Source organism: Brachybacterium tyrofermentans (genome assembly GCF_039526165.1).
In the GTDB taxonomy this organism is placed as follows: domain Bacteria; phylum Actinomycetota; class Actinomycetes; order Actinomycetales; family Dermabacteraceae; genus Brachybacterium; species Brachybacterium tyrofermentans.
Window position 1 is genome coordinate 107,797 of the sequence record NZ_BAAAIR010000003.1, and the last position, 16,088, is coordinate 123,884.

The following is a 16,088-nucleotide window of genomic DNA, read 5'->3' on the forward strand; positions in this document are numbered from 1 at the left end:
ATGGCGGACGACTCCTCCAAGAACGAGAACAAGACCAAGAACAAGGCCGCCGCGGCCGACAAGTCCGCGAAGTCTGCGAAGTCTGCGAAGGGCGGCAGGTCCAAGAAGCGTCGGCCCTTCACCGGGGTCGCGATCTGGATCCTGGTGGCGCTGCTGCTGGGGATGGCCCTGTTCTCCCTGTTCGGTCGCGACGGCTATCAGCAGGTCGACACCCAGCAGGGTCTCGAGCTGCTCGAGGGCGGCACCGTCGACCAGGCCAAGATCATCGACGGCAACCAGCAGCGGGTGGACCTGGTGCTGACGAAGAACTTCGTCGACGGCGAGGAGGACAAGGGCAAGCAGGTCCAGTTCTCCTACGTCGACGCCCGCGGCGACGACGTCGTCGAGGCGGTGCAGAAGGCCGACCCGAAGAAGGGCTACACCGACGAGATCGCCACGAGCCCGTGGTGGTCGACGCTGCTGCTCTCGTTCCTGCCCCTGCTGATCTTCATCGGCCTGTTCTGGTTCCTGATCATGAACGCCCAGGGCGGCGGCGGCAAGGCCATGCAGTTCGGCAAGTCCAAGGCCAAGCTCTTCAACAAGGAGGCCCCGCAGGTCACCTTCGCCGACGTCGCCGGCGCGGAGGAGGCCGTCGAGGAGCTCGACGAGATCAAGCAGTTCCTCGTGGACCCGGGCCGGTACCAGGCGGTGGGCGCGAAGATCCCCAAGGGCGTGCTGCTCTACGGGCCTCCCGGGACGGGTAAGACCCTGCTGGCCAAGGCGGTCGCCGGTGAGGCGAACGTGCCCTTCTACTCGATCTCCGGCTCCGACTTCGTGGAGATGTTCGTGGGCGTCGGCGCGAGCCGCGTGCGCGATCTCTTCTCCACCGCGAAGGAGAACGCCCCGGCGATCATCTTCATCGACGAGATCGACGCCGTGGGCCGTCACCGCGGCGCCGGCATGGGCGGCGGGCACGACGAGCGCGAGCAGACCCTGAACCAGATGCTGGTGGAGATGGATGGGTTCGACGAGAACCAGAACGTCATCCTCATCGCCGCGACCAACCGCGTCGACATCCTCGACCCCGCGCTGCTGCGCCCGGGCCGTTTCGACCGGCAGATCGGTGTGGAGGCCCCGGACCTCAAGGGCCGCCTGCACATCCTCGGTGTGCACGCCAAGGGCAAGCCGCTCGCGCACGACGTCGACCTCGAGGCCGTCGCCAAGCGCACCATCGGGATGTCCGGTGCGGACCTCGCCAACGTGCTCAACGAGGCGGCGCTGCTGACCGCCCGCAGCGGCAACCAGATCATCGACGACCGCGCTCTGGACGAGGCCATCGACCGCGTGTCCATGGGGCCGCAGCGCTACTCCAAGGTGATGACCGAGCGTGAGCGCCAGATGACCGCGTACCACGAGGGCGGTCACGCCCTGGTCGCTGCGGCGATGAACAACTCCGCGCCGGTCACCAAGGTGACGATCCTGCCGCGCGGCCGGGCCGGCGGCTACACGATGGTGGTCCCCACCCAGGACCGCAACTACCAGTCGCGCAACGAGCTGCTGGACCGCCTGGCCTACGCGATGGGCGGCTACGCCGTGGAGGAGAGCATCTTCCACGACGTCACCACCGGTCCCAGCTCGGACCTGCAGAACGCCACCAAGATCGCCCGCGCGATGGTCATGCAGCTCGGCATGAGCGACAGCGTCGGCCAGGTCGCGCTCTCCGGCGAGCAGGACGAGGTCTTCGTGGGCATGCAGCAGGGCCAGGCGCCCCGCTTCAGCGCCGAGACTGCGAGCATCATCGACCAGGAGGTGCGCCGCCTGCTGGACACCGCCCTGGACGAGGCCTGGTCCGTGATCGTGGAGAACCGCCACGTGCTCGACCGCCTGGTGGAGGAGCTCCTCGAGAAGGAGACCCTGAACGAGCACGAGCTCGCCGCGATCTTCACGGACGTCACGAAGCGACCGCTGCGCGAGGTGTGGCAGTCCAGCCAGGAGCGCCCGGCGCTCGCGGCCCCGCAGGCGGGCAGCGGCACCACGGCGACGGGGGCGGAGTCCCACGACGCGGGCGAGCCCCTCAGCCCCGGTGCCCCCGAGCTGCCGCACCCCGGTGACGACGGCCCCTCGATCCCGGGTGCGCCGCATGGCGACCTCCCCGGCGGCGGCGGAGGCTATGGTCCCGGAGGCTCCGGTCCCGGTGGCTACGGCCCCGGCGGATCCGGCGGCTACGGCTCCGGCGGCTACGGTCCGAGCGGGGACCAGGACGGGAACTCCGGCTACGGGCCCTCCCGCCGCGACGATGCCCCCGAGGGCGACGGGACGGCTCGTTGAGATGACCATCGATCACCCCCGCGTCGAGGCGGCGGTCCGGGAGATCCTCGCCGGGATCGGCGAGGATCCGGACCGGGACGGCCTGCAGGACACCCCGGCCCGGGTGGCGCGGATGTATGCGGAGGTCTTCGAAGGGCTCGACCAGGACGCCCGGGAGCCGCTGTCGACCACTTTCGACATCGACCACCAGGAGCTCGTGCTGGTGCGGGACATCGGCTTCCACTCGATGTGCGAGCACCATCTGCTGCCGTTCGTGGGCACCGCGCACGTGGGGTACATCCCCGACGGCGGCGTGGTGACGGGGCTCAGCAAGCTCGCCCGGCTCGTGAACGTCTACGCCCGCCGGCCGCAGGTGCAGGAACGGCTCACCTTCCAGATCGCCGACGCCCTCATGAGCGAGCTGGGCGCGGCCGGTGCGATCGTGGTGATCGAGGCGGAGCACATGTGCATGTCGATGCGGGGCGTGCGCGCCGAGGGCGCCCGCACGGTCACGAGCGCGGTGCGCGGCATGCTGCGCGACAGTTCCAGCACCCGGGCCGAGGCCATGAGCCTCATCAACCGGGCGTGACCCCATGAGCCCCGCGGCACGCCAGCGCCCGGAGGGACTCCCGGAGCGTCTCGCCGGGGAGGACACCCTGGTCATGGGCGTCCTGAACGTCACTCCTGATTCCTTCTCCGACGGCGGGGAGCACTTCACCCTGGCCGCTGCGATCGCGCACGGGAGGCTGCTGGTCTCCCAGGGCGCCGCGATCGTGGACGTCGGCGGCGAGTCCACCCGGCCGGGGGCGCCCAGGGTCGACGAGGACGAGGAGCTGCGCCGGGTGATCCCCGTGGTCCGCGCCCTGGCCGCGGAGAACGTCGTGATCAGCGTGGACACCATGCGGTCCTCGGTCGCCGCCGCCAGCGTCGAGGCGGGAGCCCTCATCGTCAACGACGTCTCCGCCGGCCGGGCCGATGTCGACATGGGGAGCGAGGCGGCGCGGCTGCGCACAGGTCGCGGCACGCCCCCGGTCTTCATCGCGATGCACTGGCGCGGCCACAGCGACGTCATGAACGAGCTGGCCGTGTACGAGGACGCGGCGCGAGACAGCGCCATCGAGCTCGAGGACCGGCTGACCGCGCTGCGCGAAGCCGGCGTCGAGGACCGCTTCCTGGTGGCGGATCCCGGTCTCGGGTTCTCCAAGACCGGGGACCAGAACTGGGACGTCCTCGCCGACTGGGACGGGATGGCCTCCCACGGGCTGCCGATCCTCATCGGGGCCTCCCGCAAGCGCTTCGTGAGCTCGCTGGGCGTGGACCGCGACGCCGCGACGGCCGCGATCAGCGCCTACAGCGCCGAGCATGGCGCCTGGGCGGTCCGGGTCCACGAGGTCCCCTCCACCCTCGCCGCCGTGCGCGTCGGCGACCGACTGCGCAGGAGCGCCCGCCGATGACCACCACCGCAGGTCCTGAACCGTCCCTCCCGGGCAGCTCGCACCCCGGTCGCGCGCTCGATCAGCTCGACCGCATCGAGGTGACCGGGATCCGGGCCTGGGGCCGGCACGGCGTGCTCAGCCAGGAGAAGGATCTCGGCCAGCAGTTCGTGGTCGACGTCGCGCTCCATCTGTCGACCGCTCCGGCCGGCCGCCGCGACGCGCTCTCGCGCACCGTGAACTACGCGGAGGTGGCCGCCGCGGTGCACGAGGAGATCGGCAGCGGCTCCCACGACCTCGTCGAGACCCTCGCGGAGCGCATCGCGCAGCGGATCCTCACCGACACCGGGCACCCGCTCGTGCGCCGTGTGGAGGTGCGGGTGCACAAGCCCTCGGCCCCCGTCGGTCTGCCGGTGGGCGACGTCGCGATCACCATCACCCGCGACGCGGCCCCTGTCGAGGCCGTCCTCGCCCTGGGCACGAACCTCGGCGACCGGGAATCGCATCTGGCCCGCGCCCTGGACCTGCTCGGGCGGACCGACGGGATCGAGATCGGCTGGACGGGCCCCGTGCTGGAGACCGCCCCTGTCGGCGGGCCCGACGGGCAGGGCGCCTTCCTGAACTCCGCCATCGGCGTGAGCACCGTCCTGGGGCCGTTCGATCTGCTCGAGGCGGCGCACCGCGCTGAGCGCGATGCGCATCGTGAGCGCCTGGTCCGGTGGGGGCCCCGCACGCTCGACGTCGACGTCATCACCTATGGCGAGAGCGTGAGCGCAGACGAGGAGCTCACGCTCCCGCATCCCCGTGCCCACGAACGGGCCTTCGTGCTCGCTCCGTGGCACGCCGCCCGGCCCGATGCCGAGATGCCGGGCCTCGGTCCGATCGCCGAGCTCCTCGCGCACGCCGAGGATCGCGACGGCCTGCGGCCCGGCCCGACGATCCCCGGGTTCGGTCGCCCATGAAGCCACTCAATCTGCCGATCCTGCTGCTGATCCTCGTGGTCGGTGCAGGGTTCGGTGCCCAGATGCTCGAAACCCTCGCCGCGCGGGGCCATTCCCTGCCGATCGCGGGCTGGCTGACCACCGTGGTGATGCTCGCTCTCGGCGGGGTGCTGCTGGCCTATGGGATCCCGCTGCGCCGCTACATGGCCGAGAGCGAGGAGCGCCGGGTGCATCCGAGCCTCGCCCCGCGTCGCCATCAGATCGATCTCCCCACGGCCTTCCGCACCGTGCTGCTGGCGCGTGCCTGTGCCTACACCGGCACGGTGGTGGGCGGCATCTTCACCGGGCAGGCCCTGTTCCTGGTCGTCACCGGGAACGGGGACCCGCTCGGAGCCGTGCTCCCCACCGTCGCCGCCGCCGTGGTCGGGATCGCGCTCGGGATCCTCGGCGTGGTCGTCGAGCGCTGGGGACAGCTGCCTCCGGACGACGGCGAGGGCAGCGGCGAGAGCACCGGAGAGAGCGCCGGGCTCGGGCGCTGAGCCCGGCTGAACCTGCTGGATCGGCTGAACGTCGGCCCCGGACCCCGACGATCGGCGGGGCAGGACACTGTCGGGAGCGGAAACCTCCCCCGGAGGTCGGATGGCGCGGCGCGCACGAGGTGACACGATGGTGACCATGACTTCCGCTCCCGACCCCACTGAGCGCCCCACGGCGTCGATGCATGTCGTCCCCACGGCGCCGACGCTTCCCGACACCCCGGACGGTCTCCTCGGCACCGGCGCGCTGCGCCCCGTCTCGCCCCGGCTGGTGCCCGCCCGCTACGTCGCGAGCATCGTGGGATATGTGATCTGGGTGCTCCTGATCGCGGGCGCGATCGTGGCGGCGGTGCTGACCGACCTGTGGTGGCTCGCCCCGATCGGCGTGCTGCCGCTGATCATCCTGCTGCAGAGCCTCCTGCTCACTCCGCGACGGGTGCGCGCGATCGGCTACCTCGACGCGCAGGAGGATCTCACGATCGCCAGCGGCATCATGTTCCGCTCCGTGCACACGATCCCGTACGGCCGCGTGCAGTCCGTGAAGATCGACGAGGGCCCGGTGGACCGTCGCTACGGCCTCGCGAAGCTCACCGTGAGCACGGCCGCGGGCGGGTCCACCGTCGTGCTGCCCGGTCTGCCCAAGCAGGAGGCCGAGCGCCTGCGGGCGATGCTGACCGAGCGCGGCCTCGAGATCATGGCCGCGCTGTGAGTGCGACCGAGCACCCCACCGCAGGGTCCGAGCACCCCTCCGCGGGGCCCGACGACGCCGAGAACGAGACCGGGCACGGCGGCACCGCCGTGGGCAGCACTGCAGACGGCGCCGCGGACAGCACGGCGGAAGGCAGCGCCGCAGACAGCACCGCGGTGGAGCCCGGCACCGACACGGCCGCGCGTCGCCGCACCCACCCGATCACCCCGCTGGTGAGCGGCTGGAAGATCGTCGTCGGCATCATCGCGGTGGTCTCCGCCCAGAACATCGCACGGCTCGTCAACGACTTCTCGGTCACCAAGGCGCTCATCGGCGCCGGCGTCATCCTGGCCGCCGTGGTGATCGCCATCGCGCTCTCCTCGATCAGCTGGTGGTTCACGACCTACGCGGTCGACGACGAGGGCGTCTCCCTGCACACCGGCGTGATCAGCAAGTCCCGCGAATATGCACCGCGGGCGCGCATCGAGTCGGTCTCCGTCGAGCGGCCGTTGCTGGCTCGCGTGCTGGGACTGGCGAAGGTCCGGGTCGAGGTCGCGGGCGGCGGGGAGTCGTACCTCGACATCGAGTACGTGAAGTCCGTGGACGCCGAGCAGCTGCGCCGCCAGATCCTCGGGGTCGCCGCCAGGGCCGCGGAGTCCCGCTCCGAGAAGACGGACCGGGACACCGCGGACGATGCCGGAACCGAGGGAGCCTGGATCGAGGGTGCGGGGATCGACGGTGCGCAGTTCGAGGGTTCGCGGATCGAGCGCAACGGATCCCAGGGCACCGGGCCCCAGGGCGCAGGATCGCAGGAAGCTGGGTCCGAGGGCATCGGGCATGACCGCACGGGCACGTTCCAGAACGTCCTCTACGACGGCGTCACCGACGGCGAGCTCATCGCGAAGATCCCCACCGGGCGACTCCTGCGCTCGCTCCTTCGGGACCTCGGGTTCCTCATCGGGACCGTGATGAGCATCGTGGGCGTCCTCGTCGCGATCGGCCTCGCGATCTGGCAGGACGGCCTGTCCTTCGCCGTGATCATCGCCCTGGCGCCCACTGCGATCACGATCCCGAAGTACATCTTCGGCCGGATCGAGTCCGGCTGGGGCTTCGTCTCCCGCGACACCGACCGCGGGCTGCGGATGCGTCGCGGCCTGGCCAACACGCGGACCGACAACATCGCCTCGGGGCGCGTGCAGCGCTTCCAGCTGCGCCGGCCGCTGCTGTGGCGCACCCCCGGCTGGACCGCCGTGTCCGTGACCGTGGCCGGGATCGACGACTCCGACGAGAACGGGGCCGAGCACGTCCTGCCCGTCGGCACCTCGGAGGAGCTGGGCGCCACGCTCAGCCACCTCGCCGCCCCGCTCGGGACCGACGACGACCTCGGAACCCTCGAGCACCTGATGACGGCGAGGGCGCGAGATATCGAGGGTCTGCGCACGCCGGCCCGCCCGTACTGGATCGCTCGACGCACCGAGGTCACCGTGCTGCTGCCCGGGGCCGTGATCCACCGCAGCGGGGTGCTGGCGCGGACCGTGCAGATCATCCCGCGTGAACGCATCCAGGAGCTCACCCTCCAGGACGGCCCGCTCGCCCGACGGCTCGGGGTGCTCGACCTGTCGGTGGGGATCGCGGGGGACACCTCCCTGGACCTGAGCGGCCTCGCCCGCGAGGACGCTCGTGCTCTGCACGGTGCCCTGGCGCTCGATGCCCGGACGCTGCGGCGCTACCGCGATCGTGACCAGTGGCCACAGCCCGCTCTGGGTCGGCTGTCGGCGACGCCCACCCAGTCGCCAGCACCGACCCAGTCGGCAGCGCCCGCCCCTGATGAACTCCTGGAGGATCGATGAACGCACCACGGCTCGGCATCGGAATCATCGGCTCCGGTCGCGTCGGGGCCGTGCTCGGCGCAGCCCTGCGCGCCGAGGGCCACGCGATCACCGGGGTCTACGCGGTCTCGGACGCCTCCCGCGAACGGGCCGAGGAGCTGCTGCCCGGCGCCCCGCTGCTGGACGTGCCCGCGATCGTCGAACGCAGCGAGATGCTCCTGCTGGCCGTGCCCGATGACCAGCTCGTACCGCTCGTCGCCGGGATCGCCGCCACCGGTCTCTCGCCGGGCGGGCAGCTGGTCGTGCACACTTCCGGCCGCTACGGGACCGACGTGCTGGCGCCCCTGGCCGAGGCTGGATGCGCGACCCTCGCCATTCATCCCGCCATGACCTTCACCGGCACCCGGACAGATCTGGCCCGGCTCGTCGGCTGCCCGATGGCGATCACCTCCGCGGCGACCTTCCTCCCGGTCGCCGCGGCCCTCGTCGTCGAGCTCGGCGGGGAGGTCGAGGTGCTGGCGGAGGGGGACCGGCCGCTGTACCACGCCTCCCTCGCCCATGCGGCGAACCATCTCGTGGTCCTCGTGGACCAGGCCCGTGAGGCGCTCGGCCGGATCGGCGTCGAGGATCCCGGCGCGTATCTGCGGCCCCTGCTGGAGGCGGCGCTCGAGGAATCCCTGCGCCATGGGGCGAAGGCGCTCACCGGACCGGTGATGCGGGGCGACGCCGGGACCGTGGGTGCGCATCTCGAGGCGCTCGACGATCTCGACGCGACGGGGGAGCGCGGCGTGCGCGGTGATACCGGTGACACCTATCGCGCCCTCGCGCTCGCGGCCCTGTCACGTGCGAAGATCCCGGAGGGCAGCCGGGAGCAGATCCGAGCGCTGCTCCAGGAGAACCCGCCCAGGGAGGACGCATGAGCACCGCACCACAGGCCGCGCCGGGCGCCGGAGAGCATTCCGCGTCGGCCGCCGGACCGGACCTCGCACCGGAGGCCGGACAGAACCCTGCCCCGGGGGCCGGTCAGCACCTCGCATCGGCCGACGGCCGGACGCCGGATCGCGACACCGCACTGCTCACCACCAAGGCGCAGCTGCGCGAGGCGCGCGCGAGGCTGGACGGCACCGTCGCGGCCGTGTTCACCATGGGCGCCCTGCACGAGGGCCACCTCGCGCTGGTGGACCGTGCCCGGGAGATCGCCGATCACGTGATCCTCACCGATTTCGTCAACCCGCTCCAGTTCGGCCCCGGGGAGGACTTCGACGCCTACCCGCGGGTCCTCGAGCAGGACCTCGCCCTCGTCGACGGGCTCGTCGACCTCGTCTTCGCCCCGTCGGTCCAGGAGATGTACCCGGTGCTGCCGCCCACCGTCTCGGTGACCGCCGGACGCGCCGGCACGATCCTCGAGGGCGCGGCCCGGCCGGGGCACTTCGACGGGGTCGTCACCGTGGTCACGAAGCTCCTGCAGCTCACGCGGCCGGATCTGGCCGTCTTCGGGCGCAAGGACGCGCAGCAGGTCGCGATCATCCAGCAGCTGGTCGCCGACCTCGACCTCCCGGTGCGGATCGAGCCGATCGAGATCCAGCGCGAGCACAGCGGCCTTGCGCGGTCCAGCCGCAACGTCTACCTCACCGATCAGGGGCGGGAGCAGGCGCTGGCCCTGTCCCGCACCCTGGCCTCGGCGCAGGACGCCGCGCCCTCGAACGCCGCCCTGCGAGAGGCTCTCGCGGCCGCCGTCGATCGTGCCGAGATCGAGTGGGCCTATGCCCTCGCGCTGGATCCCAGCACTCTCGAGGAGATCGACGCCGACCATCGCGGTGAGGTGCTCGTGACCCTCGCAGGGCGCGTGGAGGGCACCCGTCTGCTGGATGCCGCTGTGGTGGTGGTGACAGCTCCCTGAGGAGACCAGCGTTTCCACGGGGAGTGATGAGAGAATGCGGATCATGACTGAGAACGCACCTGCCCTCGACCCCACGGACACCTCCGACCAGGTAGCGGTCCGCAAGTCAAAGCGGGAGCGCCTGCTCGAACGGGGCGAGGAGGCCTACCCGGTCTCGGTCCCCGTCACCACCACCGTCGCCGCCGTGAGGGAGGCCTACGGGCACCTGGAGGCGGGCCAGGAGACCGAGGACGTCGTGGGCGTCGCCGGTCGCGTCGTGTTCCAGCGCAACACCGGCAAGCTCGCCTTCGTGACCATCCAGGACGGCGCCGGTCAGCGGCTGCAGATCATGGCCTCGCTCGCGGAGATCGGGGAGCAGCGCCTCGCCGACCTCAAGGCGGACGTCGACCTCGGCGACCACGTGTTCTTCCACGGTCGCGTGGGAGCTTCCCGTCGTGGCGAGCTCAGCGTGTTCGCCGATACCTGGCAGATGGCGGCGAAGGCGGTGCGCCCCCTCCCCGTGCTCCACGCGGACCTCTCCGAGGAGTCGCGGGTCCGTCACCGCTATGTCGACCTGATCGTGCGCCAGCAGGCCCGGGACACCGTGCGCCAGCGCGCCCAGGTGATGCGCTCCCTGCGCGAGTCCTTCCACTCCCGGGAGTTCGTCGAGGTCGAGACCCCGATGCTCCAGGTGATCCCCTCCGGCGCCGCGGCGCGCCCGTTCGTCACCCACATGAATGCCTTCGATCTCGATCTGTTCCTGCGGATCGCCCCGGAGCTGTACCTGAAGCGTGCGGCGGTGGGCGGCCTGGAACGGGTCTTCGAGGTCAACCGCAACTTCCGCAATGAAGGCGCGGATTCGACGCATTCGCCCGAGTTCGCGATGCTCGAGGCGTATGAGGCATACGGCGATTACGACTCCATCGGCGATCTCACCCAGACTCTTGTTCAGGAAGCCGCCGAGCGCGCCACCGGCTCGCAGGTCGTCACGCTCCTGGATGGATCCGAATACGACTTCAGCGGGGAATGGGCGAAGATCACGGTCTACGGATCGCTCTCCGAATCCCTCGGCGAGGAGATCACCCCGGAGACGACGCCGGAGCGCCTGCGCGAGATAGCACGGTCCCTGGACCTCGATCTCGATCATCCGAAGTTCGGGCACGGCAAGCTCGTCGAGGAGCTCTTCGAGAACCGCGTGGGCGACCACCTGTACGAGCCCACCTTCGTGCGCGATTTCCCGGTCGAGACCAGCCCCCTGGTCCGTGCCCACCGCACGACGCCCGGTGTCGTCGAGAAGTGGGATCTGTACGTGCGCGGTTTCGAGCTGGGCACCGGCTACTCCGAGCTCGTGGATCCTGTCATCCAGCGTGAGCGTTTCGCCCAGCAGGCGGGTCTGGCCGCCCAGGGCGACGACGAGGCGATGCGTCTGGACGAGGACTTCCTCGAGGCGATGGAGTACGCGCTCCCGCCGACGGGCGGCATGGGAATGGGCGTCGATCGCCTGCTCATGGCGCTGACGGGCCTCGGAATCCGCGAGACGATCCTGTTCCCGCTCGTGAAGCCGGAGGCCTGAGATGGACAGCGGATTCTTCTTCGAAGCTGGATCTCTCCTGCCGTCTCTGGGCGTCGGACTCCTGTTCTGGTTCGTGATGCGGGCAATTCTGCGGTCGGATCGGCAGGAGCGGGAAGCTCAGCGACAGGCGGAGAAGGATTTTCGGGAACTCCATCCGACGGATGAATAGGATCACCGTGCGGAAGTGATTCTGCGATACAGATTGATAATCTCTCCTTCGCAATGGATACTAGGTGGCGCTCGCGAACTCATCCAGAGTTCGTGGATTCAGAAACACGCAGACCAGCGAGGGAGTACCCCTATGGCACGGAAGACTTACGTGGAGCTCGTCGATGATCTCGACGGCGGTCAGGCCGCCGAGACCGTGAGCTTCGCCGCCGACGGCGTCGCCTACGAGATCGATCTGTCCGAGGACAACGCCCGGAAGTTCCGCGAGGAGCTGGGCACCTGGGTCAGCAAGGCCCGTCGTGTCGGCGGTCGTCGCAGCCGCGGGACCGCGTCCGGTCGCTCCGGCGGCTCGAACGATTCCGCACGCATCCGCGAGTGGGCGCGGGAGGCAGGCTACGAGGTTCCCGACCGTGGCCGGATCTCCGGCACCATCCGCACGGCGTACGAGGATGCCCACGCGAACTGATCGCGCAGCAGCCTCCCGGGGAGTGCATCCCGGCATGACGAGAGCCCGTCACCTTTCGAGGTGACGGGCTCTCGCCATGCCGAGGCCGGGAAGGATCGGCCGGACAGAGCTGGGTCGGTTCGGACTGGGCCTGGCCAGAGCCGGGCTCAGCTCACCAGCCGCGGATCGACCAGCTCGCGGAGAAGTCCTCGCCCGGGGCCAGGCGCACCACGTCGGTGCCGCTGCGGAAGGCGTCGGGCGGGCAGGTCATCGGCTCCACGGCGAGGCCGAGCCGATTGTTCTCCGGCTCCGGACGATCACCGGTGTGCACCTGCAGCCAGCCGCACTCGGTCCCCGCGGTGAGCGCGACGCCGGTCCCTCCGGGGGCCGTCACGGTCACGGTGGTGATGCCGTCCTCATCGCGCCCGAGATCCGTGAAGGCGTGATCGATGAACAGCGGACCGATCGTGCGCGGACGGCTGAAGTCGAAGTCGCTCCCGGGGGCGATGCGCTCGGTGCCGGTGGGGAGCAGGCGATCCTCGGTGACGGTGAGCACCGTGCCCGCCTCGACCTGCAGCGTCCACTCATCGAGGGGTTCCGTCCCGGCCACCAGATAGGGGTGGGGGCAGACGCCGTACGGAGCATCCTGATGGCCGATGTTCCGGGCCGAGACGGTCGTGGTCAGGCCGGCGTCGGCGTCCACGGCGTGGTGGACCGTGAGCACCAGGTGGAAGGGATACCCGGGGGAGGGGAACAGCTCGGTGCGCAGCGTGATCGCGTCCTCGGCGACGTCGACCGGGGTGAAGGCCTGGAACGAGATCAGACCGTGGAGAGCATTGCCGCGCTCGGGCTCCGTGAGCGCGGTCTGGATCTGCTGGCCGTCCCAGGTGTAGGCGCCGTCGCCGATCCGGTTGGGCCAGGGTGCCACGACCGCTCCGCGGAAGAACTGTATGGGGCCCTGCTCGGGGTTGCTCACCAGCAGGTCGCGGCCCCCGACGGTGAGGGCCTCGACGACGGCGCCGAGCGCCGAGATCTCGGCCCGGTAGTCGCCGGCGATCAGCACGAACAGCTCACCGCGGTCCCTGCTGACGTCGCCGGTGGGGGAGGTCTGGGTGTCTGCAGCGGGCAGGCGGTCGCTCATGCGGTCTTCTCCTGGTGGTCCTGATCGGAAGGGGTGCGCTGGGTGCGCCGTTCTCTGCTCTCCGGCGCGGCCGGATGCTTGGGCCCGGAATCTGACCCCGGCTCGGGCTCGGGCTCGGGCTCGACGAGGACGATGTCGAGCCGACGTGGCCCGTGGACACCCTCGACGCGGCTGAGCTCGATGTCGCTGGTGGCGCTGGGTCCGGAGATCATCGTCCAGGGTGCTCCGGGGTCGGTGCCCATGCGCTCGATGCCCTTGGGGACCCCGAGCACCACCTGCTCGTCCTCGACGACCACGATGTGGTGATCGGGGACCAGGGTGATGGCCCGTCGTCCCCCGCGGTCGTCGGCGCGCAGCGCGATGGTGCCGGTGAGGGCGATCGCGGTGTGGCAGCCGGTGAGGACGGCGTCGATCGCGTCGAGGTCCCGGGGGGAGGCGGTGCCGTCGTCCTGGATCACCGTCGCGTCCACGGACCCGGTCCAGGTCTCCGGCAGCCCCGGCGGCACGATGACGCGGCGTGCGGAGCCGAGGGCGGTGGCGATCGCCGCCGGGATCCCGTCGGCCGTGGTGCGATGCACGACGGCGGTGTAGTCCTCGAGGCGCTGCACCAGCACGTCGCGCACCTTGCCCCGGTCGGTGGAGACCTCCTGCTTGGCGTCGGCGCGCTGATAGTCGCGGGGAACGTCCTCGGCCTCGGTGACGGCGTCACGGCGCGGGGCCGCGAGGGCGGTGCGCACGCGGGCGAGGATCTCCTCTTTGGCGCTCATCCCGGGAGTGTGGACCGGTCGCTGGTCCGTCCAGTCGCTCATGCCTGCTCCTCGCCGCGGGTGGGGGCGTCGTCGTCCTTCTCGCGGGCGTCCCACCAGCTGCGGAAGGACTGACCGGGCTTGGGCAGGTCCCGGTGGTCGGTCCATCCCGGGACCAGCGGGACAGCCCCGGGAACCTTCCCGATGTTCTTGCCGCGCAGCACCTTCGAGAGCGGGCCGGCGGCGCGCACCGCCTTGTCATAGGCGCCGGGGGAGCTCATCAGGGTGCTGGCACCCTTCATCGCCACGTCCCAGGTGCCGCGGAACTCGCCCTTGGTCTCCCGGCGCTGGTCAACCTCCTCCGCGCGCAGGTGCACGAGGATCTTGGGGATGTCGATCTTCACGGGGCACACGTCGTAGCAGGCACCGCAGAGGCTCGAGGCGTAGGGGAGCGAGGTGTTGGGGTCGTCCGGCCCGTGCATGCCCGTCATCTGCGGCGAGAGGATCGCCCCGATCGGACCGGGGTAGGTGGAGCCGTAGGCATGGCCGCCGGTCCGGGTGTAGACCGGGCACACGTTCAGGCAGGCCGAGCAGCGGATGCAGTGCAGGGCGCTGCGGCCCTCCGGGTCCTCGAGCACGGCGCTGCGGCCGTTGTCCAGCAGCACCAGATGGAACTCCTCGGGGCCGTCGCCCGGGGTGACTCCCGTGAACAGCGTCGTGTAGGGGTTCATCCGCTCCCCGGTGGAGGAGCGCGGCAGCAGCTGCAGGAACACTTCGAGGTCCTGGAACGACGGGATGATCTTCTCGATCCCGACCACGGAGATGAGGGTCCTGGGCAGGGTGAGGCACATGCGGCCGTTGCCCTCGGACTCGACGATCACGAGGGTTCCGGTGTCCGCGACGGCGAAGTTCGCCCCGGAGATCGCGACCGATCCCGGCATGTCCAGGAACTTCTCGCGCAGGAAGCGACGCGCCGCGTCCGCCAGCTCCGCGGGCTCGTCGGTGATCGACGGATCCAGGTCCGGCATCGCCCGCAGGAAGATCTCGCGGATCTCGGCGCGGTTGCGGTGGATCGCGGGGACGAGGATGTGGGAGGGGGTGTCGCCGGCGAGCTGCACGATGAGCTCGGCGAGGTCCGACTCGATGGTGCGGATCCCGGCGTGCTCGAGGGTCTCGTCCAGGGCGATCTCCTGGGTCGCCATCGACTTCACCTTGAGGATCTCCTCGGCGCCGCGCTCGAGGGCGAGACGGGTCACGATCTCTCCGGCCTCGTCGCCGTCACGGGCCCAGTGCACCACGCCGCCGGCAGCGGTCACGGACTCCTCGAGCTGCTCCAGCAGCTCCGGGAGATGATCGGTGACCTGCCACTTCAGGGCGCTGCCGGCGTTGCGGAGCTTCTGCCAGTCACGCACCTCGCGCACCGCCGACGCCCGCTTGGACTGGATGGTGGAGGTGGCGTGGCTGAGGTTCCCGCGCAGCGTCTCGTCATCGAGTTCACCGCGCGCGGCCTCCGGGAAGGACTGCGTGCCGCGCAGGTTCGAGGACGGCGAGGCGTACTGGGGGCGGATCGTCGGGATGCCGAGGTCGACGGTGCTCATGAGGCCCTTCCCAGGATGGTCTCGGATGGGATGAAGGGATCCTCCTGGGTGGAGGCGAGGATCTGGACGAGGTGCACGGCCTGCGGTCCTGTGGCGTTGCTGTTCGTGCGGCGCAGCTTGCCGCCGATGTTCATCAGGCACGAGGCGTCACCGGCGACCACGAACTCGGCGCTGGTGGAGACCACGTTGGCCGCTTTGTCGGTGACCATCGCATCGGAGGTCGCGTCGTTCTTCACCGAGAAGGTGCCGCCGAAGCCGCAGCAGGAGTCGGACTCGGGGAGGTTGCGGATGTCGATGCCCTCGACCGCCCGGAGCAGCTTCAGCGGGCGCGCCCCGACCTTGAGCACGCGCATCGAATGGCAGGTGGGGTGGTAGGTGACGCTGTGCGGGAAGTAGGCGCCGACGTCGGTCACCTTGAGCACGTCCACGAGCAGCTCGGAGAGCTCGTAGGTCTTCGCCGAGACGGCGGCCACCCGTTCCTCCAGCACGGCGTCCTCCTCGTGCTGTGCCACGAGCTGGTGCTGCTCGCGCACGCAGCCGGCGCAGGACCCCGAGGGCATGACGATCGCATCGATGCTGTCCAGGGACGGCTCGAAGGTGTCCACGAAGCTGCGCACCACCGGGGCGGCCTCGGAGTAGTACCCGGTGTTGGTGTGCATCTGCCCGCAGCAGGTCTGCCGCTTGTCGAAGACGACCTGGTGCCCGAGCCGCTCGAGCAGGGTGACGGTGGCCCGGGCGACGTCCGGTGCCATCACGTCCACCAGGCACGTGGTCATCAAGGAGATTCGCATCCGGGTTCCTTCTTCCTGGTCCTGCCGGGTGGGT

15 protein-coding genes are annotated in these 16,088 nt (G+C 70.5%); 11 read left to right on the forward strand and 4 right to left on the reverse strand.

Going from position 1 to position 16,088, the window contains the following annotated elements:
- The 11 genes from ftsH to ABD093_RS00590 all read left to right on the forward strand — a co-directional run bounded on the left by ftsH (nt 1) and on the right by ABD093_RS00590 (nt 11,799).
- Nucleotides 1-2,307: an ATP-dependent zinc metalloprotease FtsH gene (ftsH, locus tag ABD093_RS00540; protein WP_343921900.1), complete on the forward strand. Its 2,307-nt coding sequence runs from the start codon at nt 1-3 to the stop codon at nt 2,305-2,307.
- 1 nt (nt 2,308) lies between these two features.
- Nucleotides 2,309-2,875 (forward strand): GTP cyclohydrolase I FolE, encoded by a 567-nt coding sequence (folE, locus tag ABD093_RS00545; RefSeq protein WP_193118178.1) that lies wholly within the window; start codon nt 2,309-2,311, stop codon nt 2,873-2,875.
- Between the two features lie 4 nt (nt 2,876-2,879).
- Nucleotides 2,880-3,740 (forward strand): dihydropteroate synthase, encoded by an 861-nt coding sequence (gene folP / locus ABD093_RS00550; protein ID WP_193118177.1) that lies wholly within the window; start codon nt 2,880-2,882, stop codon nt 3,738-3,740.
- Nucleotides 3,737-4,681, forward strand: a complete 945-nt coding sequence (folK, locus tag ABD093_RS00555; protein ID WP_193118176.1) for a 2-amino-4-hydroxy-6-hydroxymethyldihydropteridine diphosphokinase — start codon at nt 3,737-3,739, stop codon at nt 4,679-4,681. Before folP ends, folK begins: the two co-directional genes overlap by 4 nt.
- Nucleotides 4,678-5,199 carry a DUF3180 domain-containing protein gene (locus ABD093_RS00560; protein WP_193118175.1) on the forward strand — a complete coding sequence of 174 codons (522 nt, stop codon included), beginning with the start codon at nt 4,678-4,680 and terminating at the stop codon, nt 5,197-5,199. The genes folK and ABD093_RS00560 overlap by 4 nt, the downstream gene beginning before the upstream one ends.
- A 136-nt stretch (nt 5,200-5,335) precedes the next feature.
- Complete coding sequence (locus ABD093_RS00565) at nt 5,336-5,905, forward strand: PH domain-containing protein (protein ID WP_193118174.1); 570 nt, start codon at nt 5,336-5,338, stop codon at nt 5,903-5,905.
- Entirely contained in the window at nt 5,902-7,734 is a 1,833-nt protein-coding gene (locus tag ABD093_RS00570; RefSeq protein WP_319021616.1) for a PH domain-containing protein, read from the forward strand. The genes ABD093_RS00565 and ABD093_RS00570 overlap by 4 nt, the downstream gene beginning before the upstream one ends.
- Entirely contained in the window at nt 7,731-8,633 is a 903-nt protein-coding gene (locus ABD093_RS00575; protein WP_193118173.1) for a Rossmann-like and DUF2520 domain-containing protein, read from the forward strand. Before ABD093_RS00570 ends, ABD093_RS00575 begins: the two co-directional genes overlap by 4 nt.
- Nucleotides 8,630-9,613, forward strand: a complete 984-nt coding sequence (gene panC, locus ABD093_RS00580) for a pantoate--beta-alanine ligase (RefSeq protein WP_193118172.1) — start codon at nt 8,630-8,632, stop codon at nt 9,611-9,613. Before ABD093_RS00575 ends, panC begins: the two co-directional genes overlap by 4 nt.
- A gap of 43 nt (nt 9,614-9,656) precedes the next feature.
- Nucleotides 9,657-11,165, forward strand: a complete 1,509-nt coding sequence (gene lysS, locus ABD093_RS00585; protein ID WP_193118171.1) for a lysine--tRNA ligase — start codon at nt 9,657-9,659, stop codon at nt 11,163-11,165.
- Nucleotides 11,166-11,466: 301 nt separating this feature from the next.
- Nucleotides 11,467-11,799, forward strand: coding sequence for a histone-like nucleoid-structuring protein Lsr2 (locus tag ABD093_RS00590; protein ID WP_193118170.1), 333 nt, complete (start codon nt 11,467-11,469; stop codon nt 11,797-11,799).
- A gap of 151 nt (nt 11,800-11,950) precedes the next feature.
- On the opposite strand, the gene ABD093_RS00595 is transcribed toward ABD093_RS00590, so the two are convergent.
- From ABD093_RS00595 to ABD093_RS00610, 4 genes are read right to left on the reverse strand one after another with little or no spacing between them, the layout of a single operon-like run.
- Nucleotides 11,951-12,919 carry an aldose 1-epimerase family protein gene (locus ABD093_RS00595; RefSeq protein WP_343921901.1) on the reverse strand — a complete coding sequence of 323 codons (969 nt, stop codon included), beginning with the start codon at nt 12,917-12,919 and terminating at the stop codon, nt 11,951-11,953.
- Nucleotides 12,916-13,728, reverse strand: a complete 813-nt coding sequence (locus tag ABD093_RS00600) for a LutC/YkgG family protein (RefSeq protein ID WP_343921902.1) — start codon at nt 13,726-13,728, stop codon at nt 12,916-12,918. Before ABD093_RS00600 ends, ABD093_RS00595 begins: the two co-directional genes overlap by 4 nt.
- The gene (locus ABD093_RS00605; protein WP_193118167.1) at nt 13,725-15,263 is read right to left on the reverse strand and encodes a lactate utilization protein B; all 1,539 of its coding nucleotides are present in this window, start codon (nt 15,261-15,263) and stop codon (nt 13,725-13,727) included. Before ABD093_RS00605 ends, ABD093_RS00600 begins: the two co-directional genes overlap by 4 nt.
- Nucleotides 15,260-16,054 (reverse strand): (Fe-S)-binding protein, encoded by a 795-nt coding sequence (locus ABD093_RS00610; protein ID WP_343921903.1) that lies wholly within the window; start codon nt 16,052-16,054, stop codon nt 15,260-15,262. The genes ABD093_RS00605 and ABD093_RS00610 overlap by 4 nt, the downstream gene beginning before the upstream one ends.
- Nucleotides 16,055-16,088: the final 34 nt, after the last annotated feature.

What these genes read in the sequence shown, in the direction of transcription:
- ftsH (WP_343921900.1), top strand. Translation starts at nt 1, where the DNA reads ATGGCGGACGACTCCTCCAAGAACGAGAACAAGACCAAGAACAAGGCC.
- folE (WP_193118178.1), top strand. Translation starts at nt 2,309, where the DNA reads ATGACCATCGATCACCCCCGCGTCGAGGCGGCGGTCCGGGAGATCCTC.
- folP (WP_193118177.1), top strand. Translation starts at nt 2,880, where the DNA reads ATGAGCCCCGCGGCACGCCAGCGCCCGGAGGGACTCCCGGAGCGTCTC.
- folK (WP_193118176.1), top strand. Translation starts at nt 3,737, where the DNA reads ATGACCACCACCGCAGGTCCTGAACCGTCCCTCCCGGGCAGCTCGCAC.
- ABD093_RS00560 (WP_193118175.1), top strand. Translation starts at nt 4,678, where the DNA reads ATGAAGCCACTCAATCTGCCGATCCTGCTGCTGATCCTCGTGGTCGGT.
- ABD093_RS00565 (WP_193118174.1), top strand. Translation starts at nt 5,336, where the DNA reads ATGACTTCCGCTCCCGACCCCACTGAGCGCCCCACGGCGTCGATGCAT.
- ABD093_RS00575 (WP_193118173.1), top strand. Translation starts at nt 7,731, where the DNA reads ATGAACGCACCACGGCTCGGCATCGGAATCATCGGCTCCGGTCGCGTC.
- panC (WP_193118172.1), top strand. Translation starts at nt 8,630, where the DNA reads ATGAGCACCGCACCACAGGCCGCGCCGGGCGCCGGAGAGCATTCCGCG.
- lysS (WP_193118171.1), top strand. Translation starts at nt 9,657, where the DNA reads ATGACTGAGAACGCACCTGCCCTCGACCCCACGGACACCTCCGACCAG.
- ABD093_RS00590 (WP_193118170.1), top strand. Translation starts at nt 11,467, where the DNA reads ATGGCACGGAAGACTTACGTGGAGCTCGTCGATGATCTCGACGGCGGT.
- ABD093_RS00595 (WP_343921901.1), bottom strand. Translation starts at nt 12,919, where the DNA reads ATGAGCGACCGCCTGCCCGCTGCAGACACCCAGACCTCCCCCACCGGC.
- ABD093_RS00600 (WP_343921902.1), bottom strand. Translation starts at nt 13,728, where the DNA reads ATGAGCGACTGGACGGACCAGCGACCGGTCCACACTCCCGGGATGAGC.
- ABD093_RS00605 (WP_193118167.1), bottom strand. Translation starts at nt 15,263, where the DNA reads ATGAGCACCGTCGACCTCGGCATCCCGACGATCCGCCCCCAGTACGCC.
- ABD093_RS00610 (WP_343921903.1), bottom strand. Translation starts at nt 16,054, where the DNA reads ATGCGAATCTCCTTGATGACCACGTGCCTGGTGGACGTGATGGCACCG.